General features: G+C 40.8%; 32 protein-coding genes. 21 read left to right on the plus strand and 11 right to left on the minus strand.

Annotation, left to right across the window (positions count from 1 at the left end; genetic code table 11):
* Positions 1 to 9: 9 nt before the first annotated feature.
* The 5 genes from ACCB35_RS07765 to ACCB35_RS07785 all read right to left on the minus strand — a co-directional run bounded on the left by ACCB35_RS07765 (position 10) and on the right by ACCB35_RS07785 (position 3,294).
* Positions 10 to 198, minus strand: coding sequence for a hypothetical protein (locus tag ACCB35_RS07765; RefSeq protein ID WP_052504431.1), 189 nt, complete (start codon positions 196 to 198; stop codon positions 10 to 12).
* A gap of 284 nt (positions 199 to 482) precedes the next feature.
* The gene (locus ACCB35_RS07770; RefSeq protein WP_253275471.1) at positions 483 to 1,349 is read right to left on the minus strand and encodes a ClpXP adapter SpxH family protein; all 867 of its coding nucleotides are present in this window, start codon (positions 1,347 to 1,349) and stop codon (positions 483 to 485) included.
* Entirely contained in the window at positions 1,342 to 1,743 is a 402-nt protein-coding gene (locus ACCB35_RS07775; RefSeq protein WP_374056432.1) for a globin, read from the minus strand. The genes ACCB35_RS07770 and ACCB35_RS07775 overlap by 8 nt, the downstream gene beginning before the upstream one ends.
* Before the next feature lie 272 nt (positions 1,744 to 2,015).
* Positions 2,016 to 2,660, minus strand: a complete 645-nt coding sequence (locus ACCB35_RS07780) for a lytic transglycosylase domain-containing protein (protein ID WP_374056433.1) — start codon at positions 2,658 to 2,660, stop codon at positions 2,016 to 2,018.
* A 52-nt stretch (positions 2,661 to 2,712) separates the two neighbouring features.
* On the minus strand, positions 2,713 to 3,294 hold the full coding sequence (locus ACCB35_RS07785; protein ID WP_374056434.1) for a CYTH domain-containing protein: 582 nt from the start codon (positions 3,292 to 3,294) through the stop codon (positions 2,713 to 2,715).
* A gap of 680 nt (positions 3,295 to 3,974) precedes the next feature.
* On the opposite strand from ACCB35_RS07785, the gene ACCB35_RS07790 reads away from it, so the two are divergent.
* From ACCB35_RS07790 to ACCB35_RS07805, 4 genes are read left to right on the plus strand one after another with little or no spacing between them, the layout of a single operon-like run.
* Positions 3,975 to 4,349 carry a hypothetical protein gene (locus ACCB35_RS07790; protein ID WP_374056435.1) on the plus strand — a complete coding sequence of 125 codons (375 nt, stop codon included), beginning with the start codon at positions 3,975 to 3,977 and terminating at the stop codon, positions 4,347 to 4,349.
* A 19-nt stretch (positions 4,350 to 4,368) separates the two neighbouring features.
* Complete coding sequence (locus tag ACCB35_RS07795; RefSeq protein WP_044337674.1) at positions 4,369 to 5,025, plus strand: GTP pyrophosphokinase family protein; 657 nt, start codon at positions 4,369 to 4,371, stop codon at positions 5,023 to 5,025.
* 18 nt (positions 5,026 to 5,043) lie between these two features.
* Positions 5,044 to 5,841 (plus strand): NAD kinase, encoded by a 798-nt coding sequence (locus tag ACCB35_RS07800; RefSeq protein ID WP_034763479.1) that lies wholly within the window; start codon positions 5,044 to 5,046, stop codon positions 5,839 to 5,841.
* 21 nt (positions 5,842 to 5,862) lie between these two features.
* Positions 5,863 to 6,756: an RluA family pseudouridine synthase gene (locus ACCB35_RS07805; protein ID WP_374056436.1), complete on the plus strand. Its 894-nt coding sequence runs from the start codon at positions 5,863 to 5,865 to the stop codon at positions 6,754 to 6,756.
* A 91-nt stretch (positions 6,757 to 6,847) separates the two neighbouring features.
* On the opposite strand, the gene prpE is transcribed toward ACCB35_RS07805, so the two are convergent.
* Positions 6,848 to 7,585, minus strand: a complete 738-nt coding sequence (gene prpE, locus ACCB35_RS07810; protein WP_374056437.1) for a bis(5'-nucleosyl)-tetraphosphatase PrpE — start codon at positions 7,583 to 7,585, stop codon at positions 6,848 to 6,850.
* Positions 7,586 to 7,807: 222 nt separating this feature from the next.
* Here prpE and mgtE point away from each other — a divergent pair, with 222 nt between their 5' ends.
* The 5 genes from mgtE (at position 7,808) to ACCB35_RS07835 (ending at position 13,905) form a co-directional block, all read left to right on the plus strand.
* Positions 7,808 to 9,208, plus strand: a complete 1,401-nt coding sequence (gene mgtE, locus ACCB35_RS07815; protein WP_374056438.1) for a magnesium transporter — start codon at positions 7,808 to 7,810, stop codon at positions 9,206 to 9,208.
* Positions 9,209 to 9,229: 21 nt separating this feature from the next.
* Complete coding sequence (locus ACCB35_RS07820) at positions 9,230 to 11,092, plus strand: monovalent cation:proton antiporter family protein (protein WP_374056439.1); 1,863 nt, start codon at positions 9,230 to 9,232, stop codon at positions 11,090 to 11,092.
* A 112-nt stretch (positions 11,093 to 11,204) separates the two neighbouring features.
* Positions 11,205 to 11,690: a DinB family protein gene (locus ACCB35_RS07825; RefSeq protein ID WP_374056440.1), complete on the plus strand. Its 486-nt coding sequence runs from the start codon at positions 11,205 to 11,207 to the stop codon at positions 11,688 to 11,690.
* 81 nt (positions 11,691 to 11,771) lie between these two features.
* Positions 11,772 to 12,548: an enoyl-ACP reductase FabI gene (gene fabI / locus ACCB35_RS07830; RefSeq protein WP_374056441.1), complete on the plus strand. Its 777-nt coding sequence runs from the start codon at positions 11,772 to 11,774 to the stop codon at positions 12,546 to 12,548.
* Positions 12,549 to 13,353: 805 nt separating this feature from the next.
* Positions 13,354 to 13,905 carry a CotO family spore coat protein gene (locus ACCB35_RS07835; RefSeq protein WP_374056442.1) on the plus strand — a complete coding sequence of 184 codons (552 nt, stop codon included), beginning with the start codon at positions 13,354 to 13,356 and terminating at the stop codon, positions 13,903 to 13,905.
* Between the two features lie 47 nt (positions 13,906 to 13,952).
* Here ACCB35_RS07835 and ACCB35_RS07840 read toward each other — a convergent pair whose 3' ends face one another.
* Positions 13,953 to 14,438 carry a CotY/CotZ family spore coat protein gene (locus ACCB35_RS07840; protein ID WP_299740310.1) on the minus strand — a complete coding sequence of 162 codons (486 nt, stop codon included), beginning with the start codon at positions 14,436 to 14,438 and terminating at the stop codon, positions 13,953 to 13,955.
* Positions 14,439 to 14,566: 128 nt separating this feature from the next.
* Between ACCB35_RS07840 and ACCB35_RS07845 the strand changes: the two genes are divergently transcribed.
* From ACCB35_RS07845 to ACCB35_RS07890, 10 genes are all read left to right on the plus strand, one after another.
* Positions 14,567 to 14,917: a DUF1360 domain-containing protein gene (locus ACCB35_RS07845; RefSeq protein ID WP_374056443.1), complete on the plus strand. Its 351-nt coding sequence runs from the start codon at positions 14,567 to 14,569 to the stop codon at positions 14,915 to 14,917.
* Positions 14,918 to 15,180: 263 nt separating this feature from the next.
* Positions 15,181 to 15,648: a sporulation protein gene (locus ACCB35_RS07850; protein WP_374056444.1), complete on the plus strand. Its 468-nt coding sequence runs from the start codon at positions 15,181 to 15,183 to the stop codon at positions 15,646 to 15,648.
* Positions 15,649 to 15,660: 12 nt separating this feature from the next.
* Complete coding sequence (spoVAC, locus tag ACCB35_RS07855) at positions 15,661 to 16,131, plus strand: stage V sporulation protein AC (protein ID WP_374056445.1); 471 nt, start codon at positions 15,661 to 15,663, stop codon at positions 16,129 to 16,131.
* Positions 16,131 to 17,147: a stage V sporulation protein AD gene (gene spoVAD, locus ACCB35_RS07860; protein WP_374056446.1), complete on the plus strand. Its 1,017-nt coding sequence runs from the start codon at positions 16,131 to 16,133 to the stop codon at positions 17,145 to 17,147. Before spoVAC ends, spoVAD begins: the two co-directional genes overlap by 1 nt.
* 18 nt (positions 17,148 to 17,165) lie before the next feature.
* Positions 17,166 to 17,522 carry a stage V sporulation protein AE gene (gene spoVAE, locus ACCB35_RS07865; RefSeq protein WP_044337663.1) on the plus strand — a complete coding sequence of 119 codons (357 nt, stop codon included), beginning with the start codon at positions 17,166 to 17,168 and terminating at the stop codon, positions 17,520 to 17,522.
* A gap of 15 nt (positions 17,523 to 17,537) precedes the next feature.
* Entirely contained in the window at positions 17,538 to 18,230 is a 693-nt protein-coding gene (locus ACCB35_RS07870; protein WP_374056447.1) for a DUF421 domain-containing protein, read from the plus strand.
* 80 nt (positions 18,231 to 18,310) lie between these two features.
* On the plus strand, positions 18,311 to 18,427 hold the full coding sequence (locus ACCB35_RS07875) for a YjcZ family sporulation protein (RefSeq protein WP_082051146.1): 117 nt from the start codon (positions 18,311 to 18,313) through the stop codon (positions 18,425 to 18,427).
* Positions 18,428 to 18,810: 383 nt separating this feature from the next.
* On the plus strand, positions 18,811 to 19,071 hold the full coding sequence (locus tag ACCB35_RS07880; protein WP_113970022.1) for a stage VI sporulation protein F: 261 nt from the start codon (positions 18,811 to 18,813) through the stop codon (positions 19,069 to 19,071).
* 197 nt (positions 19,072 to 19,268) lie between these two features.
* Positions 19,269 to 19,547: a hypothetical protein gene (locus ACCB35_RS07885; protein ID WP_374056448.1), complete on the plus strand. Its 279-nt coding sequence runs from the start codon at positions 19,269 to 19,271 to the stop codon at positions 19,545 to 19,547.
* A gap of 115 nt (positions 19,548 to 19,662) precedes the next feature.
* The gene (locus ACCB35_RS07890) at positions 19,663 to 20,559 is read left to right on the plus strand and encodes an MBL fold metallo-hydrolase (protein WP_374056449.1); all 897 of its coding nucleotides are present in this window, start codon (positions 19,663 to 19,665) and stop codon (positions 20,557 to 20,559) included.
* On the opposite strand, the gene ACCB35_RS07895 is transcribed toward ACCB35_RS07890, so the two are convergent.
* From ACCB35_RS07895 to ACCB35_RS07910, 4 genes are all read right to left on the minus strand, one after another.
* Complete coding sequence (locus tag ACCB35_RS07895) at positions 20,556 to 21,230, minus strand: DUF421 domain-containing protein (protein ID WP_374056450.1); 675 nt, start codon at positions 21,228 to 21,230, stop codon at positions 20,556 to 20,558. The two genes, ACCB35_RS07890 and ACCB35_RS07895, sit on opposite strands and share 4 nt — an antisense overlap.
* Before the next feature lie 131 nt (positions 21,231 to 21,361).
* Positions 21,362 to 21,784, minus strand: a complete 423-nt coding sequence (locus tag ACCB35_RS07900; protein WP_374056451.1) for a GNAT family N-acetyltransferase — start codon at positions 21,782 to 21,784, stop codon at positions 21,362 to 21,364.
* Between the two features lie 3 nt (positions 21,785 to 21,787).
* The gene (locus tag ACCB35_RS07905; protein WP_044337656.1) at positions 21,788 to 22,306 is read right to left on the minus strand and encodes a YjcG family protein; all 519 of its coding nucleotides are present in this window, start codon (positions 22,304 to 22,306) and stop codon (positions 21,788 to 21,790) included.
* Between the two features lie 170 nt (positions 22,307 to 22,476).
* Positions 22,477 to 23,202, minus strand: coding sequence for an alpha/beta hydrolase (locus ACCB35_RS07910; RefSeq protein WP_374056452.1), 726 nt, complete (start codon positions 23,200 to 23,202; stop codon positions 22,477 to 22,479).
* Positions 23,203 to 23,353: 151 nt separating this feature from the next.
* On the opposite strand from ACCB35_RS07910, the gene ACCB35_RS07915 reads away from it, so the two are divergent.
* Entirely contained in the window at positions 23,354 to 23,908 is a 555-nt protein-coding gene (locus ACCB35_RS07915) for a phosphatidylglycerophosphatase A (RefSeq protein WP_374056453.1), read from the plus strand.
* A gap of 312 nt (positions 23,909 to 24,220) precedes the next feature.
* Positions 24,221 to 25,213, plus strand: a complete 993-nt coding sequence (locus ACCB35_RS07920) for a TAXI family TRAP transporter solute-binding subunit (protein ID WP_374056454.1) — start codon at positions 24,221 to 24,223, stop codon at positions 25,211 to 25,213.
* The last annotated feature ends 75 nt before the right edge of the window (positions 25,214 to 25,288 follow it).

The following is a 25,288-nucleotide window of genomic DNA, read 5'->3' on the forward strand; positions in this document are numbered from 1 at the left end:
GTCCGTCCCTCATTTCATTGATTTGAATCCCCTGAAGCGGTTGCGGTTTCCAAGGGAGTGGAAGAAGAGCAGGAGTGAGAGAAAGAGGATGGGGGATGTTATATAGATCGGAACCAGACGCATGAGCCCGAGTATGTTTATGAAGAAGCTGATCAGGATTAACAAGAGGAGGATTGCGTATTTCATTTTTAATGCCATATCATTTCCCTCCGGTGATAAGTTGTCTTGTATCCATATATATGAAAGTGTAGTGGGGAACATGTGTGGATTTTGACAATATTGTGAAATACCATACAAACAACTTGCCAATACAAGTGGATGCGTGATATATTATCAGTGTGAAGTTGATCACAAGCAAACATATACCCCTTTGTTTGACCGTGAAAAATTTCTCCCATCCCCTTTGTTCGTATTGAAAAACCGATGTTGGAAACAACATCGGCTTTTCTTGTTTATGGGCTGATTTTAATATACTGAAATAATTAATCGCTAATATATTTCCAGAAGGTCCCGTGTTTTGCAGGGAGCCTTTTTACTTTTTGCTGAAGTGTCCATTTCTTCATTTGCTTTTCTACTTCTTCTATTGATAAATCATATACAACGGCTATTTCCTTCGACGCCACAACACGATAGTATTTCATGAATACTTCCAGTGGTGGCAAGGGCTGCTTTTCAGGCTTTGCCGCAAGCATCTCTTCAATAATATGAACATACACCTCATATGAATACAATCCCGTAATCTTTAAACCTTCATCCTCAATATTTTCATTAAAGAAGACGAGGGTCGGAATTTCTTCCACTTCCATCTCTGACGTGATTTTGACATCGCATTGAAAGGCTTTTGATGCAGAAGACGAGTTAATATCATTCATGAATTCATTTAGATCAAGCTTGGCTGCCTGTGCACATTCTTTTAGTACCTCAATGTTCGAGATGTCTTGTTTCTCTAGGAATAATCGTTCCTGTAAAAACCGTAAAAAGCGGATTCCCGAATGCTTACCTTGAAGCTCAGCGGCTTTTATGGCAAAAGAAGCAAGATAAGGTGAATCAATCGGATTCTCTATCCATAAGCTTCCGTCACACGACATCCCGGAGCGGCTCGCTGTTTTATCCCATTGTTGAGCTAAATCTTCCTGTTTTCTCTTAGTCGCAATGTTTAATGATGCGAGCTGACCGCTTAAGATATAGCGAATACGGAAGTATTGACCATATTCAATGTGCAGTTTCTTTAAGATTGGTTCAAGCGCCCAGCATTCCGGGCAAAGAGGGTCAACAAACATATATATTTCCAGGGGTTTCTTGTCACGACCACACCCTTTAAGGTGATGCCAGCTGTTTGTTCTAGTCAATGGCAGAACCCTTTGGTGTTTCAGTATTTACCATATGATGGGCGGTTAATACCAGCCTGTGAAAAAAGTCATCCCTCACTGGACCCTCTAGATTGACCTCATCCATTGCCTCATGCATACAGCTTAACCAAGCCTTTGCCCGTTCCTCTGTGATGGTGAAGGGAAGATGCCTTGCACGCAGCATAGGGTGACCATGCTCCTCTGTGTAAAGAGCCGGTCCACCTAAATATTGGGTTAAAAATTGTTTTTGTTTGCGGGCTGTCTCGGTTAAATCATCCGGGAAGATCGGTGCTAACTCAGGATGATTCGCTACTCTATAATAAAAAGCTTCAACGAGCATGGAGAGTTTCTTTTCGCCGATAAGATTATAAGGCATTTGTGGTTTCTCGACCATAAGAATGACTCCTTTTTCCTTAGATTGTATGTTTATTCTAGCAAGCATTTATTTATATCTCAAACAAATCGCCTTACATCAACTTATTATTCCTAAATTAGTGTAGCCTTCTTTCTGGTGTATATCCTGATTTCATAGAAATTTGTGGGGGATGGTATAGGTGAATTTAAGGGGGGTTAGGTCTATAAGACTATAGTTTTTTCTTGTTCGCCTGAATAAGAAAGTACAGAAGAAAAGACTGACCAGAAAATTAAGGTCAGCCATCTTTGTTATTACCCAAAATAGCGATCGGTCACTTTTTTTACATAGGCAGTGGTTTCTTTAAAGGGCGGGATACCGTTGTATTTGTCGACATTTCCGGGACCTGCATTGTAGGCTGCAAGAGCCAGGTGGATATCCCCATTGTATTTATCGAGCATTTGCTTTAAGTATTTCGTTCCGGCAAAAACGTTTTCTTCCGGGTCAAAGATGTTGTTTACACCGAGCCCTTTTGCTGTACTCGGCATGAGCTGCATTAAACCTGATGCACCTGCAGGACTGACAGCATTAGGGTTGAAATTGGATTCCTGCTTAATAACCGCTTGAATCAGTTTTTTTGGCAGGTCATACTGATCGGCTGCACGGGATATCATTTCATCAATCTCCTGGGGAGGATTCCAGTTCGGATTGCTCAGAGCGGAAAGTTCACGAAGAGGTGATGAAAGGGAGAAGGCTGTATTGTTTCCCAGTGCCTTTTTAACGGCCCCGAGTGTTTGATTTATATTTAAAGGGTTCTGGTCAGTGTGATGAAGTGCCTGATTTAATAGTTGTTGAAATAACTCGCTGGACCCCCCGGTGTGTTGTTGAACGGAAGATACTGTACCCAAGCTGTTTAAAGCTTGCAACTCCAACATCGTTTTCAACTGCTGAACATTCATGAGTATAACCCCTCTTCTGGAAGACTTTTTTCATATACTATATCGGTAATGATCAATCTTTTTTTAATTTTTCCTGGTAAAAACGTTTAATTTTATTATCTGTTTTCCGAAGTGGAATGTTTAGTTCCTTCAGTAAGTTGAGGAATATAGCTTCACCTGATTTGCGCTCTTTCACTTCATATTCCAGCTCATAGTCTACCTTTTGTAAATATGAACTTTTATCGAAGACCAGGAGCCCGTCTTTATAGTCGGTTTCAGCCCGGCTGGTCGAAAGCGTACCGAAATGCTGAAGGGATTTAATTGGGATTTGAAGGGAAACCAGAGTATCTTTGACTTCTCCATCAGGGAATATCCCTCGATATAAGAGAGATTCTGACTCCTCTTTCGTTAATTTTTGGTTCGTTTCTAAGAGATCTTCATTTAAAGGTGTTTTTAAGGTTAACGTATAAGTCCCATTCTTCTCCCGTATTCTTAATGCAGATTGATTATCCTTTAATTGATAGTGCGGCGTATCAAAATAGTGATTATCTTGTGAGATGAAATCCTCGTCTTTTATATGAAAATGTGAGGTTAATCGCGTAAACTCATTTTGTGTTACTAGATTCTTGAATTCTATTTCAATTTCCTGTCCCATAAAAAGCATCCTTTCCTTGCATACTTCTCCTATTATCTCTTTAATAGGCTAATTTCGCAAAGATTGTTTTATCATCATGGTATCTTGCTTTAGCTCTGTCGGCCGAGCCTCCTCAGCTTAGCCGAACGGGGTCTCGGCACGCCCGTACTTCCGCAGGAGTCTACGCAGTTCCCCTCACCATCTATAACAAAATTTCGTGACAGAGCTTATAATGAAAAAACAATCAGAATAGTGTTCTCTTTACAGAAGGTTATTTTTACAGTGGGAGAATTGTTGACTATTTTGAAAGATAGATAAATGAACCACCGATTTATGAGTTAACATAAATTACATTTACTCCTTTCATGATTAATGTAGTGGCACAGAGTGGATTGTAGCGGAAGGCACTTGACTCCTGCGGGATATAGAGGAAAAGTCGAGACCCCACAGGGCAAAGCCCGAGGAGGCTCGACTTCCTCCCCGCGGAAAGCAAGTGCCTGGAGCGGAAAGGAACGGTCCATGTTTACACACTATCTCATTTAAAAAATAATTTTACTCTCTTTGAAATCTGTGCATTATCAGTGACAAGGTCCTCAATGGAGCGACGAGCACTTTAATAAAACGCAACTTCAATATTTAGATGAAATGGTTTTCTTATGTTAAAATGATACTGATTGTTTTATGGAAGGATGAAGAAAAGCATGAGGAAAATTGTTCAATTTAAACAAGCTACATTTGAGAACGGTACATTAAACTTACATACGGACCAAACGGACCTGTTACAGGGTACGACTGCAGCCGGCCAGATCATTGCAGACTCCGATCGATATGCATTCGTATATTTAGCAGAAAATGAAGAGGAATATGTTTACTTATATCTGGAAGAGTCAATCTGGGCTGAGTTGAAAAAGGCACTGCAAGATAAGGCTGTAGTCATTGCGAAAAGCGGTGATTACTCACTTGAATTGGATCGGTTCAACGAAGAGCTGGACTATCTTGTAAGCAATATAGAAGGAAATGGGAACTACGGTGACGAAATGGTTAAAAAGGTAGAGAGCGCATTTCTAGAAAAGTAGGCGTGTAGAGGTGAGGAGAATGAATCACTGGGAACAATTTTTAGCTCCCTACAAGCAAGCGGTTGACGAATTAAAGATTAAGCTTAAAGGGATGAGGGGAGAATATGAACTTCATAATACTCATTCCCCCATTGAATTCGTTACTGGAAGAGTAAAGCCAATTGCGAGTATTCTTGATAAAGCAAATCAAAAAGGGATTAAGTTATCAAATATTGAGACAGAAATGCAAGACATAGCCGGATTAAGGATGATGTGTCAATTCGTGGAGGATATTCATGTCGTAGTTGAAAAGCTTCGCGGACGCAACGACTTTACTATTATAGAAGAAAGAGATTACGTGACACACAAGAAACAAAGTGGATATCGATCCTATCATATTGTCATTGAGTATCCTGTTCAAACGATCCACGGGGAAAAAAATATTTTGGTTGAAATTCAAATCCGGACTCTTTCAATGAATTTTTGGGCGACGATTGAGCACTCTTTGAATTATAAGTACAGTGGACAAATCCCGGAACAAGTCCGTCTCCGTCTTGCAGGCGCTGCTGAAGCAGCATTCAGACTGGATGAAGAAATGAGCTTGATTCGTGAAGAAATTCAGGAAGCCCAAGTCATTTTTACAAACAAAAAGGAAAAAGATCAGCGGGGGAAAAGCTCTAAACCAAATCAGCAGTGACTTGAAGGGGGTAAATGAATGAAGTTCGCGATTACATCAAAAGGTGATTCAAAATCAAATACATTAATGCACAAAATGAGAACCTATCTTCAGGATTTCAATTTGACTTATGATGATGACCAACCGGATATCGTCATTTCGGTTGGAGGAGATGGGACGCTGCTTTATGCATTTCATCGCTACAGATCCCGTTTAGATAAGACCGCTTTTGTTGGTGTACATACAGGACACCTGGGCTTCTATGCCGATTGGGTGCCGGAAGAGATTGAGAAACTTGTGATCGCCATAGCGAAGACACCTTATCAAATTATCGAATACCCATTATTAGAAACGATCATTCGTTATCAGCATGGGGGAAAAGAAACCCGCTACTTGGCATTGAATGAATCGACCGTCAAAAGCGTAGAAGGGACCCTTGTCATGGACGTGGAAATCAGGGGTCAGCACTTTGAACGCTTTAGAGGAGACGGGCTTTGTTTATCGACACCTTCGGGCAGTACTGCATATAACAAGGCATTAGGTGGAGCAATCATTCATCCGTCTCTTCCTGCTATTCAATTCGCTGAAATGGCATCCATCAATAATCGTGTATTTCGTACCATCGGATCACCTTTGATCTTACCGGCTCATCATACATGTATGCTTAAGCCGGTGAATGGACCTGATTTTCTGGTCACCATTGACCATCTATCTCTTCTACATAAAGATGTGAAGAGCATTCAATATCGTGTCGCTGATGAGAAAATTCGCTTTGCCCGCTTCCGCCCATTTCCATTTTGGAAAAGGGTGCATGATTCCTTTGTGGCGGATGAATAACTTAAGGATAGGAAATGTAAGATGAAATACTATACATTAAAATGGGTTATTCCATCTTCCTATGACGGGAAGGCGATGAGAGAGTTTCTAATCGATCATCAGATTTCCAAGCGTACTCTGACTGCTGTGAAGTTTGATGGAGGGGCTATAACCGTTAATGGAAAAGAAGAAAATGTCCGATATCTCCTGAAAGAAAGGGATATCCTCGAGATGAGGTTCCCTGAAGAAAAAGGGAGTGAGTCTTTAGTTGCCGAGGAGATTCCATTGTCAACCATATATGAGGATGATGATGTCCTCGTAATAGATAAGCCATGGGGGATGAAATCCATTCCGACTAAGAATGAGCCGACAGGAAGCCTGGCCAATGCCATAGCCGGTTATTATAAGAAGGTAGGTATTGGTTCAACGGTTCATATCGTCACTCGGCTAGATAAGGATACATCGGGGCTTGTTCTAATCGCAAAACACCGCCACGTTCATCATTTATTCAGCCTTCAGCAGAAGGGGCGGGAAATTAAGAGAACGTATGAAGCTTTTGCAGAAGGCCGGCTGGACACGGATATCGATACGATTGAAGAGCCTATCGGCCGGAAACCGGATAGTATCATTGAAAGAGAAGTGAGGCACGATGGCCGGTATGCCCTGACTCACTATAGAGTGAAAAAGCAGTTCAAGGATTTCGCTCATATTGAATTGAAATTGGAAACGGGAAGAACGCATCAAATCAGGGTTCACATGTCATTCATAGGACACCCACTGGCAGGGGATGATTTGTATGGAGGCAGTGTGGCGTTGATAGGAAGGCAGTCACTTCATTGTAAAAAGCTTTCTTTTTTCCATCCAGTTAAAAAAGTATGGTTTCATTTGGATGCTCTGCTGCCTCGTGATATGCGGATGATGCTTGAAAGACAATGAAAAAAGAGATTCTTTTCGGTTGAAATGAAAAGAATCTCTTTTTTTGGTGTGTGGAGGGGGAACAAACACAACCACGAGCACTTGCTGCACATCATTCAAAGCTTCGAAATTTCTCCTCCACAAAAGGCATGGAAGATTCAACACTCACTACTTCGATCTCAGGATATCTCAAAGCAGTCAGCTTCCCGCCAAAGACAGCACCAGTATCAATATTTGCAGTCTTATTAACGATTCGCGCTTCTTTTACCGGGGTGTGGCCATATACAATCCAGGCGTCACCTCTATAGTCCGAAGCCCAATCTCTTCTGACCGGCGTACCGTCTTCGTTCCTCTCCCCAGTGATGTCACCATACAAGACAAATGTTTTCACCCGGTTAGTCTTCATTCCGATCAGCTCTTCCTTGATACCTGCATGAGCAATGATCAGCTTGCCGTCATCCAACACCTGATATAATGGGGATCGTTCATACAAGGAGATGAACATATCTCGATAGCGCTCTCTTTCACTTTGGGGAAGGGCACTTAGTTCCCCTACTGTTGTTTCGAGTCCATGGAGAATCTTTACATTATTTCCAAGGAAGTATCGGTAAAGTTTATTACAATGGTTTCCAGGAACATAGTAAATAGCTTTTTTTTCAAATAGTTCATAAACCGTTGTAATAGTCTGAAGTGAGTGATGACCTCGGTCGGTCAAGTCCCCTACACACCCGATTAACCTTCCCTGTGGATGCACGGGGAGACCTGTTGACCAATCGTAGCCTATCTTTATCGTTAATTCTTTGAACTCTTTAAAACACCCATGTATGTCTCCAATTATATCTATTTTCATCGGATCCCCACTTTCCTGTGGCATTTTTCTTTTCTTTTCACGTATTTTATGCCATATTAATGTTTCAGTCTTTCATATCAAACGGATGTTTATTCATATTGTACCAAACGATTTTTTTTCTAAATCAAACCGTATCCCATTCATTTCATGAGAGACAATCGACTTAAGATTTGCTAGTATTATTACGACTATATACAATTCGAGATAAGAAGGAGGGTGTATATGATGTCTGAAGTAACTCAAGATCATGAAAAGGAAAGAGATAAGCAGGAAAAAGAAATGTTTGATGAAGACCTACTCATTAGAGCCCTTCAAGAAGAAGATCTGGATTTATTTCGTTCAGAATTCGTCCATTTACACTCTTATGATCAAGCGAAGTTTTTCTCTAAAATAGAAGAAGATTTACGAAGCCGCCTGTATCATTACCTTTCTCCGGAAGAGATGGCAGAGCTGTTTGAGAGTCTGGATATAGATGAAGAGGATTATCAGGATATTTTAGCCGAGATGAATCCTACATATGCCGCTGAAATGCTATCCAATATGTATGCCGATGACGCGGTAGATGTATTGAATGAGTTGGATAAAGATCAGGTTGTTAGTTATTTAACAATCATGGATGATGAATCAGCCAAAGAAATTAAAGAATTACTGCACTATGAAGAGTATACAGCCGGTAGTATCATGACCACTGAGTTTGTTGCCATATCAAAGAATCAGACTGTCCGATCGGCCATGTATATTCTGAAAAATGAAGCCCCGAATGCTGAAACGATTTACTACATATATGTAGTGGATGATGATAAAAAACTGGTCGGGGTCATCTCTTTAAGGGATCTCATCATCAGCCACGATGATGTGATGATCGGGGAAATCATGAGTGATCGCGTTATGTCAGTAGGTGTCAGTGAAGATCAGGAGACGGTCGCGAGACAAATGAAGGATTATGATTTCCTTGCCTTGCCGGTTGTCGACTTTCAGCATCACTTACTTGGGATCATTACCGTTGATGATATTATGGATGTCATGGAAGAAGAGGCATCTGATGACTACTCAAAGTTAGCGGGTATCGCCGATTTGGATTCCATCGACCGAAGTCCATTTAATGCAGCAAAAAAGCGTCTTCCATGGCTGATTGCATTACTATTTCTTGGAATGTTCACGGCAAGCCTCATCGGGAGATTTGAGGATACTTTAGATAAAGTAGCGATTCTGGCTGTATTTATCCCGTTAATTGCAGGGATGGCTGGGAATACAGGAACCCAGGCCCTTGCCGTAGCCGTCAGAGGGATCGCAACAGGGGATTTGGAAAAGGAAAACAAGATGTCTCTTGTCATCCGTGAAGCGGGAACCGGACTTATTACAGGTACCACATGCGGGATAGTCGTCAGCATCGTTGTCTATGTATGGAAAGGTGAATTCTTCTTGGGAGTCCTCGTGGGAGTCTCCGTGTTGGTTTCTTTATTTGTTGCAACATTGGCAGGTACATTAGTACCATTGCTTATGCACAAACTAAAAGTGGATCCGGCCGTTGCTTCCGGTCCTTTTATTACGACGATAAATGATATTATCAGTATCCTGATTTATTTTGGATTAGCCACTTTGTTTATGAATTACTTAATATAGAGAGAAGAGGGGGAGGAATAGATGGAACAACATGCATCTGTTACATCACTTGTCATTGTTATTCTCGTAGCGTTTTTAACTCCCATTTTGCTACATCGGTTTAAATTGAATTTCATCCCGGTTGTAATCGCTGAAATCATTATGGGATTGATAATTGGGAAGAGCGGATTTGATATCGTTCACCAGGACATGTGGTTAGAAACACTGTCTACTTTAGGGTTTATTTTCCTTATGTTCTTAAGCGGGCTGGAAATTGATTTCACTGCTTTTTCAGGAGGGAAAAAGAAAAAAGAACGGTTACCTAATGGAAAAGAAGAACCGAATCGTCTTAAGGTAGCCACCATTATATTCATTGGAATTTTCTTTGTTTCACTTGGACTGTCTTATTTATTCGTCTTATTCGGACTTATTGATAATGCATTCTTAATGACCTTAATCATTTCAACGATTTCACTGGGAGTAGTGGTTCCTACCCTAAAGGAAGCACATATAATGAAAACGGCCATTGGGCAAATCATTTTGCTTGTAGCCGTAATTGCAGATCTAGTGACCATGATATTACTGGCTGTGTTTGTGTCCCTTTACGGTGAAGGTCATGGGAACATGTGGCTTCTTCTGATCCTATTTGGTGTTGGGGTCCTCTTATATTTCCTGGCGAAGAGATTGAAGAACAACTCCTTCATCAAGAGTTTATCGACAGGAACCGTACAAATCGGTACACGTGCCGTTTTTACACTAATCATCTTATTGGTGGCAGTATCTGAGACGGTTGGAGCCGAAAATATTCTGGGAGCCTTCCTAGCTGGTGTACTCGTATCATTATTGGCACCGAATCAGGAAATGGTCCATAAGCTTGATTCCTTTGGATATGGATTCCTGATTCCCATATTTTTCGTGATGGTCGGGGTTGAATTGGATCTTGGATCACTGCTCAGCGATAAAAAGATGTTGCTGTTAATTCCATTGCTGCTTCTTGCATTCCTGATTTCGAAAGTCATTCCTGTTTACTTCCTGAAGTACTGGTATGATACGAAAACAACGATTGCTTCAGCATTCTTATTAACATCGACTCTGTCACTGGTAATTGCTGCTGCGAAAATCGCGGAAAGAATAGAAATTATCACACCACAAATGAGTGGTACACTCATTTTAGTAGCCGTGATAACATGTATTATTACACCTATATTCTTCAAAAAGCTCTTCCCGAGGGAAAGTGCAAAAGAGAAAAAGCTTAAGATTACATTCTTGGGGGCGAATCAGCTTACAATGCCGGTTTCCAGGGAGCTTCATTCATCCCTTTATGAGCCAGTTCTGTTTCACACAAAGCAAGATAAGTCTGATCGGAATATTGCCGATTCTTTATTTACCATCAACGAAATTGATAATTATGAGATAGACACGCTTGAAGATAACAACATCTTCGACTCAGATATCATAGTGATTTCAACAGGGGATGAAGAAATAAATGCAACACTTGCCGTCACGGCTAAAGAATATGGAGTCAATCGCGTCATCGTAAGGGTTGAGAGTCCAGACTTACATGAGACTCTGCGTGAACAGGACATTGAAGTATATTCCGTCTTCTTGTCAACGAAAGCCTTATTACGTGCACTGATTGAATCACCATCTGTGATGAATATCCTTACTAACCAAGAAACATCCCTTTATGAAATCCGGATGTTGAACAGTCAGTTCGAAGGCATGACCCTCAGGAAATTTCCTTTTACTGGAGACGTTATCTTTGTTCGGATCTTTAGAGGAAAAGACTCCATTGTTCCGCACGGAGATACAGAACTTCATATGAACGACCGTTTGATTGTGACCGGTTCTAAAGAATATGTAGATGAACTGAAACGCGAGCTTGAATTCTGTGAGTATTGCTAAGAAATAATCAACTTCCCAAGAAATTTTTCTTGGGAAGTTTTATTTTTTAGAGGAGTTTACCCTCTTACCACTAATATCTAATAAGAGAGAGATACTAAAGGGAGGCATGAAAATGTGGGAAGCTAAAGTATTTGAAATCAGGGATAAGGTGAAAGGTAGCTTCATGGATGTTCCTGTTGAGAAGCTGAATGAAAAGCCTTCGTCAGAGGAATGGAGCATAGCGCAGATTGTTCTCCATCTGGCTGGAGCTGAAAAAAGATTTTTAACTTTGGCTCTCCAGTCAGCTGAGAGTCAATCGGGTACATGTGCAAACAGAGCGGATCTATCTGTGTTTGATGATTTATCTATGAAATTAAAGGCACCAATCGAACCATCCTCTGAGCCGCAAAAAAAGGAAGATTTAATTCTAGCCTTAGATGAATCCCGCTCATTCACTACACGCTTTCTGGAACTATATACGAAAGAGAGCTTGAAGAGTCGATCAATGAACCATCATCGATTTGGAGACATGCCGATATGGCAGGTGTTAGAGCTTCTCGGTAAACATGAACAAAGGCATTTAGTTCAAATAGAAGAAGTTAAAGGGCGAATCCTGTAGGAATTCTTCTTTTCTTTTGTAGTGGATTACTGTAGAATTAGTATCAGGTACTAATAACATGTATAAATTAGGAGGATTATAATGACTCTTTCATTAAAAGGTAAAACATATGTCGTTATGGGAGTTGCAAATAAACGCAGTATAGCATGGGGAATTGCCCGATCATTACATCAGTCCGGTGCACGGTTGATCTTTACATATGCAGGGGAGCGTTTTGAAAAGGGAGTCAGAGATCTTGCCGGCACTTTAGAAGGCGGTGAAGATTCACTTGTTCTGCCTTGTGATGTAACTAGTGATGAAGACATTGAAAAATGCTTTGCAACCATTAAAGAAGAAGTAGGGGGAATCCACGGACTGGCTCATTGTATTGCATTCGCCAATAAAGAAGAGCTGGCTGGAGATTATATGAACACAACAAGAGACGGGTTCCTTCTGGCTCACAACATCAGCTCTTATTCATTGACTGCGGTTGCTAAAGTGGCGAAGGATCTTATGACTGAGGGTGGAAGTATCGTTTCCATGACGTACCTTGGCGGCGAGAGAGTGATGCAAAACTACAACGTAATGGGTGTAGCGAAAGCATCTCTTGAAGCAAGTGTGAAGTATCTTGCCAGTGATCTTGGTAAGCATGGTATTCGTGTGAATGCCATTTCTGCAGGACCGATACGCACCCTTTCTGCTAAAGGTGTTGGTGACTTCAACAGCATCCTGAAAGAAATCGAAGAACGTGCTCCACTTCGCCGCAACACCACACAAGAAGAAGTCGGTGATACGGCTGTATTCCTCTTTAGTGATTATTCAAGAGGCATCACAGGTGAGAACCTGCATGTAGACTCCGGTTATCATGTATTAGGTTAAAATAAATAGTACAGAACCCAGGTTGCAGAACTTTCTTGTAGCCTGGGTTCTTTTTGTTTGGATTTTTTTGTAAGGTTTGTTGCTACTGTAGAGAAGAAAGTAATAGTTGATTTCCGCTCCAGGATGTTCGCTTTCCGCGGGGCTGGCGGTGAGCCTCCTCGGCTGCGCCTGTGGGGTCTCACCTGTCCAGCTTCGGCGGCTAGCCCCTCGAGGTCATAAGCTAAATGGTCCATGAAGGCAAAGTACGCCTTCCCGGACCATTCATCTTATGCTTGTCGGGGCTGAGCAAGCCGCCTCCGCTTTTCGGACTGTTCAGCTATTCCCGCAGGAGTCGAACATCCTGCAGCGAGAATCAACTTTCTGAGTATGAATCCTTAATAGAAAACAATTAAAACAATCTTTTTAGCAAACAATCTCATTTAAGGTAATAGAGATGACTGTCTTAAGGAAGAAGAATTATTTTTTTCTGTTATTTTGTTTTCTTGCACACCATGAAGCTCTGTCATAAAAACTCTGTTAAAGATGGTGAGGGGAACTGCGCAGACTCCTGCGGAAGTACGGACGTGCCGAGACCCCGGAAGCGAAGCTGAGGAGGCTCGGCCGAACGTCCGCGGAAAGCGGAGCAGTTCCCCTCACCATCCAGCACAAACTAATTGACAGAGCCTGAACCTTGACAGAGCTTATTAAAAAGCAACTATCACTGCGAAAAGAGCGTTATGTTTTTATAGCATTTTCAGGCGGCTTACAAGAAACTCATAGGCGCTTCCTGCATACATATAAATGTAGAATGAATGGAGGGATAGGATTGAATAGACAGAAAAAGCCACTATTATATATACATCAGCCCAGATTGAATGATGTGAAAAGCAGCATGCAAGAAGTGTATAGAGGATCATCGTCAAAAAACGTTCAACCTAAACAAGTAGAAAGAAACGTCCGGCCTGTGGACAGGAAGAGCACTGAGTTATTTGAAGCCGCTCCTTTAGGGAAGTTAAAACAGCCTGAGTATCATACTATTGTAAAAAGAGAAACTGAATCCGTAAAAAAAGAGGCATCTAAGCGAGAAGAACCAAAACCCATTCACAGCGACTTAGGCAAAGAGCCTTCACATGACGGGTATTTTAAACCACTGACTCCTTTTAAAGACCTGGATATGGATGGAAAAATTGAGTATATGCAACAGAGTATAATGGGAAGGGCACCATTTCCATGTGCGTTTCAAACAGAAGAAGGGGTGTATCGTGGTGTATTAACCAGTGCGGATGGTGCATCCATTGATATTAAAACGTTTCAGGGAGAAGAAATCACTTTAAAAAGAAATTCAATAAAGGCGATCAAGATCATTGGATTAAAATAAAAGAAGCCAGCCGGAAATTCCGACTGGCTTTTTGTTCTGGTTCCTTATTAGTCACAAACGCCTTCTACTCTAACATCATCGATACATTGGATAGCACAGAAGCAATCCAGATCAACTGTGATACAATCTCCAGTTAATTCGTATACGAAGTTATTGTTTAACCCCATTAATTCGTCTTCAGATTCTACGTCTGCACCTGTTACGTGAACTTTCTTCAACACTTGTAGTGTTGCACAGCAGTCGTCAAATACATTCTTCACTCGGAAGTAAGGTGTTTTCCAGCAATAATGTTTAGGGTGTACCTTGAATAGGTCTCCTTTTTTATTATAAAGTTTGAAAACACGAGTATTTGGTGCATTTCCAACTGGACTTACTAAAGATCCTAATGGCTCAAGAAAACAATCATTTTTACAATCAAAACAGTCTTGATCTGCTGCATCTTGAACATCTTTAATAGCACGAACAGCAAGGCATACACAACCGCGGTCTCTTGCACCTGCAATGTCATCTTTTCTGTAATTTCCGCAACCCATAAGAATTTTCCTCCTTAAATAATTTTTACTACATTAATAACATATTGTAGAAGAGGTAATTGGGTAACGGACAAATGCCCCTTTAGACTAAATTGGGCTGGAAATTTACTTATAAAAGGAGTGTGTGCATGGGGATACTTGACATCATTATCTTGGGGCTCGCTGTGTTTAGAATGACTCACCTCATCGTTTTTGACAAAATTACTGAATTTTTAAGATCTCCATTTTTTGATGAAGTACCGGAAATGTCCGAAGATGGGGTGGAAGAAATCTTTCTTTTGCCTAAAAAAGGTGGAATAAAAGGGTTTGTAGGGGAACTATTATCATGCTATTGGTGTACAGGTATGTGGGTTGCTGTATTTCTCTATGTAGGAAATATTTTCATTCCTGTATTTTTTGCCCCGATTATAACAGTATTGGCAGTTGCTGGGGTCGCTTCTGTAATAGAGGCGGCTGTCCAAAGTTGGATAAGGGAATAAAACTTAGGTAATTAGTGGAAACAAGCTTAGCTTATTTCACATACAATGAATTCAAGGGGGATGGTAAAGGAGGTCGATTATGATGAAGAATGCTTCAGTAAATACCAAGAAACCAACCAATACTCCCATTAAGAAAAAGGGCTGCGGTTGTGGAAAAGCAAAGAAAAGATAAGATTGCTCATATTGGGCAGTCTTTTTTTTTTCATAAAATCTGACTTTAAGAAAAAAATAAAAGGTGAGTACAAACAAAAGAGGGATATGTCATGAACAAAAAACGAATCATCGTTCCCATTGCTTTACTGATCTTAATAGGCTGCGCCAATAAAGAAGATGGAAACGATAGCAAAATTGCGCTTATGAAGAAAACCGATCCGCCACCCATTGAATTAGTGGATAATCCTGAAACAGAGAGCTACGGTCACGCCATCAAGCGAGAAATATCGAAAATGAAAGAGCTTTATGATGTAGCGGTTATTCAAGGAAAAGAAGAAACACTCGTTGTATACAAAGTAAAGCACTTACAAAGATTCCATATGAAGAAAATCGAAAAAAAGATGGATAAATATCTAGAAGATAAGTACTCAGGTGAAGACTTTATTTTATCCAGTGATTACAAGATATTTCTTGAAACGATCCGCCTAAAGGAAAAACTCAGGAGGGGTTCAATTTCAAAGAAGGACGCGGAAAAGAAGTTTCAGGAGATCGTGAAGCTTCAAAAGGAAAAAACGTAGGAGGAATGTTTTGTGGGGAAAGCACCAAAAACACCCGAACAGAAAAAGTATGAACAGTTAGAAAAACAATATGAAACAAAGCGCCCCCTCCTGAAAAATATCATCAAGGCATTCTTTGTTGGGGGCTTCATCTGTTTAATCGGACAGGCCATTACGTATATGTACATTTATTTCTTCAACTTTACTGAGCAGACGGCAGGAAATCCAACCGTTGCAACGATGGTATTTATAGCAATGCTACTGACAGGATTTGGGGTCTATGATCATATTGGCCAATTTGCCGGAGCTGGTAGCGCGGTTCCGGTAACAGGATTTGGAAATTCTGTTATTTCAGCAGCCATTGAACATAAAACAGAAGGATATGTTTTAGGGGTTGGCGGTAACATCTTTAAACTGGCAGGTTCCGTTATTGTATTCGGAGTATTTTCTGCTTTTGTCGTTGCATTAATCAAGACGATCTTAATACAACTGGGGGTGATATAATGCTTCAAGGTTCAAGGTCATGGGTATTTCCTTCACATCCCGTCATCCTGTCTACAGGTGTCGTTGGTGGACCCTTTGAAAAGAAGGGCAACTTAGCAGCGGACTTCGATCAGTTTTATGATGACCTGTGGATGGGCCAGAATACGTATGAAAAAGCCAATCGAACACTCATTGAAGATGCCGTTCAAATCGCCCTGGAAAAACAGTCTCTCCAAAAAAGCGATGTGCAGTTTTTCTTGACGGGGGATTTAATTAATCAAATTACCCCATCAAGTTTCGCTGCCAGAACAAACGGAATTCCTTACTTCGGATTATTCGGAGCATGTTCAACATCCATGGAGGGTCTGGCGTTATCTGCATTCCTGGTTAACTATCATGGAGCTCATCATATTGTTACAGGGGCATCAAGTCACAATTCCGCAACAGAGAAACAGTTTCGCTACCCGACTGAATATGGAGGTCAAAAGCCTCCGACAGCACAGTGGACCGTGACCGGTGCCGGGTATGCGGTAATCGGAGAAGGAGCATCAGTCAATACGCTTGCACCCAGAGTTACATCTGCGACCATCGGCAAGGTGATGGATATGGGGTTGAAAGATCCCTTTAATATGGGAGGAGCCATGGCACCAGCCGCTGTGGATACCATTGAGGGTCACTTTCAAGATCTGGGCAGGGATCCTTCTTACTACGACCTGATCATCACGGGAGATCTTGCCAAGATCGGTCGGCAGACGGCAGTTGAAATGTTAAGGGAAAAGGGATATAACTTCTCGGATCATCAGTTTCAAGATTGCGGATTGCTGATATATGGAAATGATCAGCCAGTCCAATCTGGAGCAAGTGGCCCGGGGTGTTCAGCTACCGTCCTTTATGGACATCTATTAAATGAAATGAAAAAAGGAACTTATAAACGTATTTTAGTTGTGGCGACGGGAGCTTTGTTATCACCCCTGACATTTCAACAAGGGGAAACGATCCCCTGTATTGCTCATGCAGTTTCCATCGAATATATGTAAAGGAAAGGAGGAAACGAAGTGTTAGCGATGTTTTTTTGGGCCTTTACAATAGGCGGGATCATTTGTGTGATTGGTCAATTGCTGTTTGACGTAGCTAAATTAACTCCGGCCCATACACTAAGCTTACTCGTTGTGGCCGGGGCGGTTTTTTCAGGATTTGGTTTATATGAGCCTCTCATAGATTTTGCCGGAGCAGGCGCGACAATCCCTATAACGAGCTTTGGCAACGCCCTGGTCAATGGTGCCATGCAGGAATCACAGGAACACGGGATAGTGGGAGTCCTTACGGGCATGTTTGAAGTGACAAGCTCCGGGATCTCCTCCGCAATCATATTCGGCTTCATTGGAGCTCTCCTTTTTAAGCCAAAAGGATAATAGAGGTGAAGATTGATGCCTGAGTACTTAGAGGTGGCATTACGCAGTATATTCATTTTACTTTCCCTATTCGCCATTACCAAATTATTAGGGAAAAAACAGCTTTCTAAACTCTCCTTTTTTGAGTACATTACAGGAATCACGGTTGGAAGCATTGCAGGAACGCTCTCAATGGATCTTGGCCTGCCATTAAGTGAAGGTCTGATGAGCATCCTCTTATGGTTTGCGTTCCCACTCCTGTTCTCCTATTTGTCACTGAAAAGCATTCGGTTCAGAAGATTTGCTGAAGGAAAACCAACCGTATTTATAAAAGATGGAGAGATTGATGAGAAGGCTTTAAAAAAAGAAAAGTATTCCGTGGACGAACTACTGGAACAATTGAGGAAGAAAGATGTTTTCCGTGCTGCCGACGTAGAGTTTGCAACACTTGATACCAATGGAGACCTAAGTGTTTTGCTCAAAAGAGAAAAGAGGCCCCTTGTTCGGGAAGATTTATATAACATCTCACCAAAGTCAACTCCTCCACAGGCCGTCATTTCAGACGGGAAAATAGATGCAGCGGCCCTGCGGGAAGTTGGATTTCCCCTGCCCTGGTTACAGAAAGAACTAACCAAAAGACAATTGCAGGTTGAATCCATTTTCCTTGCCCAGCTGGACAGTGAGGGAAATCTCACCTTCGACTTGTACAATTGGACAAACACACAATAAATTATCGAAAAGCCCATACGTTCACCTCTCTGTTTACATATGTTATAAGAGACTAAAGGTAAAAGAGAGGTGATACTAAAATGTATGGATATGGTTACGGTGGCTGCGGTTATGGCGGAGGCGGTTATGGTTCGACTTTTGTATTAATCGTTGTGCTTTTCATTCTTTTAATTATCGTTGGAGCTAGCTTCTGTTAGAAAGGGGTACAAAAGGCAGAATCCTCATAGGAGGGATTTTGTCTTTTTGTTTTATTGGGGGAAGAGTCACTTTGAGAATTATGGATAAGTTTGAAGTGCCAGTAAAGGTGATGGAAAGTGAGATGAAAATAAACGTGGTGAAGTTGAACCGGTAGGAAGTCGATAATATGTGACCAAAAGTCGATAATAAACATTCTTATGGCCACTAAATTCAATTACCATACCAAAGAGATTTTTAACCTTCAACGATTCCTCCAAAAAAATCGTGTAAAGACAATCTAAAATAAATAAAAACATCCTCAACCTTCAAAAAAATCAATTCATAATCACGCTCCTGGGTTTTTTACATATGATGCTTATAGTTAAAAGGAGGCGTGAAGGAAATGAATAATAACTTTTTTAAGAATTTAGAGAAGAAGACAGGCGTAAACATGAACGAAGTGTTAGAGCTTGCGAACTCATTACAAAATGCAAATTTCAAAGATGAAGCAACGGTTAGAAGCGTCATTAAACGCGTATCCAAAATTGCTAATAAACCCGTAAACAAGGAAATGGAAAATAAAATAGTGCAGTCGATTGTGAATGATGGAAAGCAATTAGACTTTGGAACCATTTCCAATATGTTAAATAAGGGGAAGAAATAAAGATTTATCTGAAATAAAGGAGAATGGACATAAAGATGTGCTCAGGCACGTATTTTATGTTAATTCTCCTTTCTTTTTATTGTGTACGTTCTCACGTTCTACACTTTCCTTCAGAATCTCAGCAGGCAAACGGATAGCCACTAGAAAGTTTATTGCAGAACCTTAAATGGGTATTTACTAACAAGGGGGTAATGAAAATGGGATATATCGCTCCGATTCCTCACCATCAATATAAACAGTATCAAGAGCGTGAATTAAAGGTTGAAAAACATCCGTTCACCTTTCTACCCGTCCAACCAGTGAAGCCAATGAAAAATAAATCTCAAGCCCATCCTGAAGAGACAGGAACATCCAATCATGTATATCGATCAAATCAACGCAAAACTTCATACCAAACATTCACTAAACCGTCCATCCCGTCAAATTTATTAGCCCAGTTAACAGGAAAAGGAAACCATATTAACGAATATGTATAAAGAAGTTTAAGGGGGGCACATATAGGCAAATTGAAAAATCCCAAAAGGAGCAGCCTTCCTTAGAGGTTTTTTATTTAACTGATCTTGAGCCCCTGACATATCTGGAGGTAATGACTTGAAACTACAAAGCCTTACTGAGCACTGCTACGCATTTACAGGAAGCGTTACGATAGGTTACTGCGTGAAAGAGGGAAAAGGGCTCCTTATTGACAGCGGACTGGATGATTCTTCGGTGAAGAAAGTGATCAAGATCCTAACAAAAGAAGGCCTGCCCCTGAATTATTGTGTAATCACCCATGCCCACGCAGATCATTTTGGCGGAGCTCACTACCTGAAGAAAAAAAACGGCCTCCAATTATTTGCTCCTAAAATAGAAAAAGCGATTATAGAGAATTCGATCCTGGAGCCCATTTATTTATTCAATGGTGCTAATCCCATAAATGAATTGAGAAATAAATTCCTCGAGGGCCAATCAGTGAGGATTGATGGCGAATTGAATGTTGGTCAAAATACCATCGGGCCTTTCACTTTTGAAGCTATTGAATTACCGGGACATTCATATGGTCAGGTGGGACTGCTTGTTGATGATATTTTATATGCTGCGGACAGTTATTTTGGCAGGGAGACATTGGAGAAGCATGTGATTCCGTTCATTATTGATGCGGATCAAACCCTGGATTCATTAAAAAAACTCCTTCACATATCCTGCAAAGGAGCGATTCCGGGTCACGGAGACTATGAAGAGAGCTTTGTTGAAACGGTCCAGGAGAATATCGACCTTCATCAAGAACGAATGAACTCACTTCTCACACTTGTGAATGAGAGGTCAGAAGGTTATTCCTTTGAAAAAGTAATAAAAGAGTTTTTGAAATTACATAAAATAGCTGTATCGAACGTGGGGCAATGGCTCTTGTTCAGAACGTCGGTGACGGCCTACCTTACCAGTCTTGAACGAAAGAAACTTCTATCCTTCACGATAAGAGAGAATGAACTTATCATTAAGCCCCATTAATACCCTTGAACTAACAGGCTTTCTCCTTCTTCCCATTCAGCGTATAAAACGTCTTCGGAAGAGAGGAAGCCTTGTTTTTTTATTTCGTTTAACAGCCAATCCTCCTTCTGCTCGGCTAGCTTTAAATTATCATAAACGATTTCTCCATCCACGATTAAAGAAAGTGGGAGAGTAGCTGTTTTTGCAGGGATATTTAGGTCTTGGCGCTGAACGATTTCATAAAGGGGCTTTCTAATGACACTTAGTGTCCCGTCGGACTCTAACAGGGCATATTCACATTCCCTGACTGAGAAAATATCTTTAGCACGAAGTAAATGCTGAAGCTGATTAAGATCTAAGTGATTCTTCTTTAGTTCATTAAAGTTTATCTTCCCTTTATTAATGATCAATGCAGGTGTTCCTTCCAGCATATGGCGGAATCGTCTCGATTTCTGAGTGAAATACTCAGTGAAAAAGATCAAGCTGCCCCAAATGAAAATGGCTGTAAGGATCGGAAGCACACTGACTTTGCCATCATATAGGGAGTTACCTACAAGTTCACCTAATATTAAAGCTGAAATGAAATCAAAAGCAGATATTTGTGTGATTTGAGTTTTACCAAGGATTTTTGTAAGAATCAATAAGGCAAAATATCCTACGATTAACTCGACGGCAATCGACATGAATTCCATAAGGGTCCCCCTTCCCATACACTTTCCCATTATCGACGAGTTGATAATGTAATATACTTCTTTATATGGGAAATTGCTGAAGTAAAAAAGGAACAGGCAATTAAGCTGATCGGCTTAATTGCCTGTTCCTTTTAGATTTCTTTTTTCATCGTTTTATGAGGGATCCCTGCGTCCAGAAATTCATCAGACGTAACTTTGTAGCCTAAGCCTTCATAAAAAGGGATTGCATATGTCTGGGCATTTAATTTTAATTGAGATAAGGGCTGTTCCTTAGCGTATTCCTCAATGGCGAGCATAATTTCACGACCTGCTCCTTTTCCCCTGGCGGACTCTAGAACGCATATTCTTTCCACTTTCCCGATTCCGTCAAGAATACGGAATCGACCGGCACCTACAGCGTGGTTTTGGTCGTAAAGGACAAAATGTGTAGAAGCATTTTCGAATTCATCGATTTCTTCTTCAAGGGGAACCTTTTGTTCTTCCACAAATACCGTCTTTCTTATGTTGAATACCTCTTGTATCTGTTCTTCTTTTTGGGCAACTTCTACTCTCAACTCTTACTCTTCCTTTCCTAGACGGAAGGTTTCATATACTGTCCAAGAGCCGTTCTCTAATTGATACAACAGGTGGAAGCGGTCAATGGTTTCCTCATGATCGATTCCAAGCATACGGAGAGATCCGAAAATATCCGAGTGCTCATCATTCGAAAGCTTTTGAGCGACAGTAATGTGAGGAACGAAAGCGAATTCAGGCTCGTCACCCATGAAGTTTTGACTATGCATATCATCGTGTAATCCTTCCAGTTCAGGAGTGGAATTCACCTTGAAATAAATCACATTGTTCACAGGCTGAAAGGAACTTACTTTATACACCTTAAGATTGAATGGATCGTATTTCTTTGAAATAGCAGCTAATTTATTAGCGATATCTTTGATCTGATCATCATCTGCACTAAAGACATTTTTTAATGTCAAATGTGGTGGAACTAAAGCATAATGAGGATCATAACGTTTCCTATAAGAGTTTGCGATATCTTGTAGCTTTTTCGATGGGAAAATGACTATACCATAATTCATTTTCTTCAATCCTCCTCTATTTAACTATCTTTGTAATATGTATAGTATAGCAAATTTTTCAAAAATTTAATATAGGGCGAACGAAAGAGGGAAGGTACTTTTCAAAATGTGAAAAATAGCTTCCCTCTTTCGTTTGATGTGGATGCTTGTCAGGATGGATGAGCAATTGTTTAGCTGAACATCATCTTTAAGGCACGTCTTAGATCAGGCTGCCAGTGTTTCCAAGTGTGGTCCCCGTCGAATTCATCATAAAAGGAAGAGAATCCATTTTGATCGAATGTTTGGTGGAGCTGACGGTTGGGATTTAAGAAGTCTTTTACTTTGCCATCCGTCGTTTTCACCTCTGTTTCTTGCTGACCAATGATATGGTAAATGCTTAATAGGTGAGGTTGTGAGAAGTTTTCCACTGCATCTAACACTTTCTCGTTGACGAAAGGTGACTGAAGGAGAACCTTGCCGAATGTATTTGGATATTTCAATGCAGTCATTAATGAAACTGTCGCTCCTAATGAATCACCAACCAGGGCACGCCCCATTCCCATATGATAGGTTGGGTAATGCTCATCCAGATACGGGACCAGTTCATGTGCTAAAAAGCGGATATAGGCATCATTTTCTTCACCATGCGGGTGATATTTTCTTCTGCGATCCTCAACATCTTTATAAGGAACCCCGACGATAATCATGTTTTCAATTTCCCTATTATCGAGAAGTTCATCGACTAAACGAGGTATTCTTCCAAGCTGGAAGTAGTCTTTCCCATCCTGGGTAATCAGGAGTGAATATTTATAGAGGGGAGAATAAGTAGCTGGAAGGTATACCAGCATCTTGATCTCTTCATTCAGTTCTTTACTAAAGAGGTTTAATTCAGTTACATTTCCTCTTGCGGTTGTCATGACGATAGCCTCCTATAATCAGTGTTAACGTTTACAGAAAGATTGTATCATATTCTCCAGGATAATTCCCTAAAGCGGATTGCAATACGAAAATTCAAAACAATGCTATAATTTATGTGAGCTGATGGACTGTTAAGAAAGGGGGATTAGAATGAGCAAACCTGTACATTCAAGAGATGTAACCAAAGCTGCCTTGCAAAGGCTGAAAGATAGGGGCGTATTAATAGAGGATATTGCTGAAATCGTCTATGAAATGCAGTATCCATATAATAATGGATTAAATATGGAAGATTGTATCGACAGTGTGAAGAAAGTGCTGTTGAAAAGGGAGATTCAGCATGCAATTCTCGTAGGGGTGGAATTAGATCAACTTGCTGAAGAGAAGAAGCTTTCAGAGCCCCTTCAATCGATTGTGGAATCAGATGAGGGATTATTTGGAGTAGACGAGACCATTGCATTGGGTGCAGCACTTGGTTATGGAAGCATCGCTGTCACCACCTTTGGTCATCTTGATAAAAATAAGATTGGTATCATCCGAGAACTTGATACGAAAAACGGGAAGGGTGTACATACCTTTTTAGATGATATCGTGGCAAGTATTGCGGCGAATGCATCTTCAAGAATTGCACATAGCTTGAGGGACCGTGAAGAAAATATCTCAGAAGAAGATAAGATGAAGTTTGAGGATGAAGAGTTAATAGGTTAGAATGTATCTTGATATATACTAGATGGACTGAAGAGGAATTATTCCTTTTCAGTTTTTTTATGGACAAATATGCCCTATGAATGAAAAAAACGGGCGGGGAATGTAACCGCTTTATACATTCTCTATACATTTGTGAAATAACTGACAAGATGGGAACAAGCCACATTACGGGTCTGGAGTGCAATGTACTGTGTGAGGATAGTTTTTTTATGAAAAATGTTAAAGGTTTATGTATTTGATTTGACAAGATTGTTACAGACTGTGTTACAATTATTTCGTTAACGTATAAAATTTAATAGGGGGAATTAGAATATGAAAAAACGCAGTTTATTTCTAAGCACTGCACTACTTCTAGTTCTATCTGTCGTTCTTGCTGCATGTGGCGGCGGATCAGGTGGAGGATCATCTGAGGGTGAAGGTAACAAAGAGGTTGACTTCATTGGAATCGCTACAGGTGGAACAGGGGGTACATATTACCCGTTAGGCGGAACATTCGCTAAGATCATTGAAGATGAAACAGGTATCAAATCCTCGGCTTCTACTTCTGGCGCATCGGCTGAAAATATGGCTGCCATTAAAGACAGTAAAACTGAAATCGCTTTTACACAAACCGATATCGCATCTTATGCATCGGAAGGAACTGAAATGTTCAGCGATAATAAAGTTGAAAACGCAAGAGGAATTGCCACTCTATATCCTGAAACGATTCAAATCGTCACAACAAAGGATTCAGGTATCAAGTCCGTTGAAGATCTGAAAGGTAAAGTTGTTTCTGTCGGTGAAGCCGGATCTGGAACATTACTGAACGCGAAACAAATTTTAGAGGTTCACGGAATTACGTTGGAAGATTTAGAGGCTCGTAATCTATCATTTGATGATTCAACTACAGGTATCCAAGATGGTACAATCGATGCAGCGTTCATCACTTCAGGTACTCCAACTGGAGCTGTTGAAGGGTTGGCAGCTACGGAAGACATCGCGATCGTCCCGGTTGAATCCGGCAAAATCAGTGAGCTGATCGAGAAGTATCCTTACTACTCTGAGGATGAAATTCCTGCAGGCACGTACAGTAAAGTCGATGAAGCAGTGACAACAGTTGCAGTTCGTGCAATGTTAGTAACAAATGCCGATATTTCCGAAGAAGTAATCTATGATGTTACGAAAGCCATTTTTGAAAATACAGATGCAATCACTCATGCCAAAGGTGAGTTAATCAAGGCTGAAGATGGACTGAAGGGTATGGGAATTGAACTGCATCCTGGTGCGAAGAAATACTTTGATGAAAAAGGCGTTTCAATGGAATAAATCCACACCAGAAGATGGACGAAGGGATAGGCCGCTTATAACGGTCTATTCTTTTGTTTTGGAAAAGGCTAAATA

The sequence above is a fragment of the Rossellomorea sp. FM04394 genome, assembly GCF_041889765.1.
In the GTDB taxonomy this organism is placed as follows: Bacteria; Bacillota; Bacilli; order Bacillales; family Bacillaceae_B; genus Rossellomorea; species Rossellomorea aquimaris_B.

Bases quoted from the DNA above. Each gene is read 5' to 3' on its own strand.
- ACCB35_RS07805 (WP_374056436.1), top strand. From the start codon at position 5,863: ATGAAATACTATACATTAAAATGGGTTATTCCATCTTCCTATGACGGG.
- mgtE (WP_374056438.1), top strand. From the start codon at position 7,808: ATGATGTCTGAAGTAACTCAAGATCATGAAAAGGAAAGAGATAAGCAG.
- ACCB35_RS07910 (WP_374056452.1), bottom strand. From the start codon at position 23,202: ATGACAACCGCAAGAGGAAATGTAACTGAATTAAACCTCTTTAGTAAA.
- ACCB35_RS07785 (WP_374056434.1), bottom strand. From the start codon at position 3,294: ATGGGACAGGAAATTGAAATAGAATTCAAGAATCTAGTAACACAAAAT.
- ACCB35_RS07885 (WP_374056448.1), top strand. From the start codon at position 19,269: ATGGGATATATCGCTCCGATTCCTCACCATCAATATAAACAGTATCAA.
- ACCB35_RS07895 (WP_374056450.1), bottom strand. From the start codon at position 21,230: ATGGAATTCATGTCGATTGCCGTCGAGTTAATCGTAGGATATTTTGCC.
- spoVAD (WP_374056446.1), top strand. From the start codon at position 16,131: ATGCTTCAAGGTTCAAGGTCATGGGTATTTCCTTCACATCCCGTCATC.
- prpE (WP_374056437.1), bottom strand. From the start codon at position 7,585: ATGAAAATAGATATAATTGGAGACATACATGGGTGTTTTAAAGAGTTC.
- ACCB35_RS07850 (WP_374056444.1), top strand. From the start codon at position 15,181: ATGAACAAAAAACGAATCATCGTTCCCATTGCTTTACTGATCTTAATA.
- ACCB35_RS07845 (WP_374056443.1), top strand. From the start codon at position 14,567: ATGGGGATACTTGACATCATTATCTTGGGGCTCGCTGTGTTTAGAATG.
- ACCB35_RS07775 (WP_374056432.1), bottom strand. From the start codon at position 1,743: ATGGTCGAGAAACCACAAATGCCTTATAATCTTATCGGCGAAAAGAAA.
- ACCB35_RS07800 (WP_034763479.1), top strand. From the start codon at position 5,044: ATGAAGTTCGCGATTACATCAAAAGGTGATTCAAAATCAAATACATTA.
- ACCB35_RS07825 (WP_374056440.1), top strand. From the start codon at position 11,205: ATGTGGGAAGCTAAAGTATTTGAAATCAGGGATAAGGTGAAAGGTAGC.
- fabI (WP_374056441.1), top strand. From the start codon at position 11,772: ATGACTCTTTCATTAAAAGGTAAAACATATGTCGTTATGGGAGTTGCA.
- ACCB35_RS07920 (WP_374056454.1), top strand. From the start codon at position 24,221: ATGAAAAAACGCAGTTTATTTCTAAGCACTGCACTACTTCTAGTTCTA.
- ACCB35_RS07875 (WP_082051146.1), top strand. From the start codon at position 18,311: ATGTATGGATATGGTTACGGTGGCTGCGGTTATGGCGGAGGCGGTTAT.
- ACCB35_RS07765 (WP_052504431.1), bottom strand. From the start codon at position 198: ATGGCATTAAAAATGAAATACGCAATCCTCCTCTTGTTAATCCTGATC.
- ACCB35_RS07915 (WP_374056453.1), top strand. From the start codon at position 23,354: ATGAGCAAACCTGTACATTCAAGAGATGTAACCAAAGCTGCCTTGCAA.
- ACCB35_RS07870 (WP_374056447.1), top strand. From the start codon at position 17,538: ATGCCTGAGTACTTAGAGGTGGCATTACGCAGTATATTCATTTTACTT.
- ACCB35_RS07780 (WP_374056433.1), bottom strand. From the start codon at position 2,660: ATGAATGTTCAGCAGTTGAAAACGATGTTGGAGTTGCAAGCTTTAAAC.
- ACCB35_RS07820 (WP_374056439.1), top strand. From the start codon at position 9,230: ATGGAACAACATGCATCTGTTACATCACTTGTCATTGTTATTCTCGTA.
- ACCB35_RS07880 (WP_113970022.1), top strand. From the start codon at position 18,811: ATGAATAATAACTTTTTTAAGAATTTAGAGAAGAAGACAGGCGTAAAC.
- ACCB35_RS07790 (WP_374056435.1), top strand. From the start codon at position 3,975: ATGAGGAAAATTGTTCAATTTAAACAAGCTACATTTGAGAACGGTACA.
- ACCB35_RS07840 (WP_299740310.1), bottom strand. From the start codon at position 14,438: ATGGGTTGCGGAAATTACAGAAAAGATGACATTGCAGGTGCAAGAGAC.
- ACCB35_RS07905 (WP_044337656.1), bottom strand. From the start codon at position 22,306: ATGAATTATGGTATAGTCATTTTCCCATCGAAAAAGCTACAAGATATC.
- ACCB35_RS07795 (WP_044337674.1), top strand. From the start codon at position 4,369: ATGAATCACTGGGAACAATTTTTAGCTCCCTACAAGCAAGCGGTTGAC.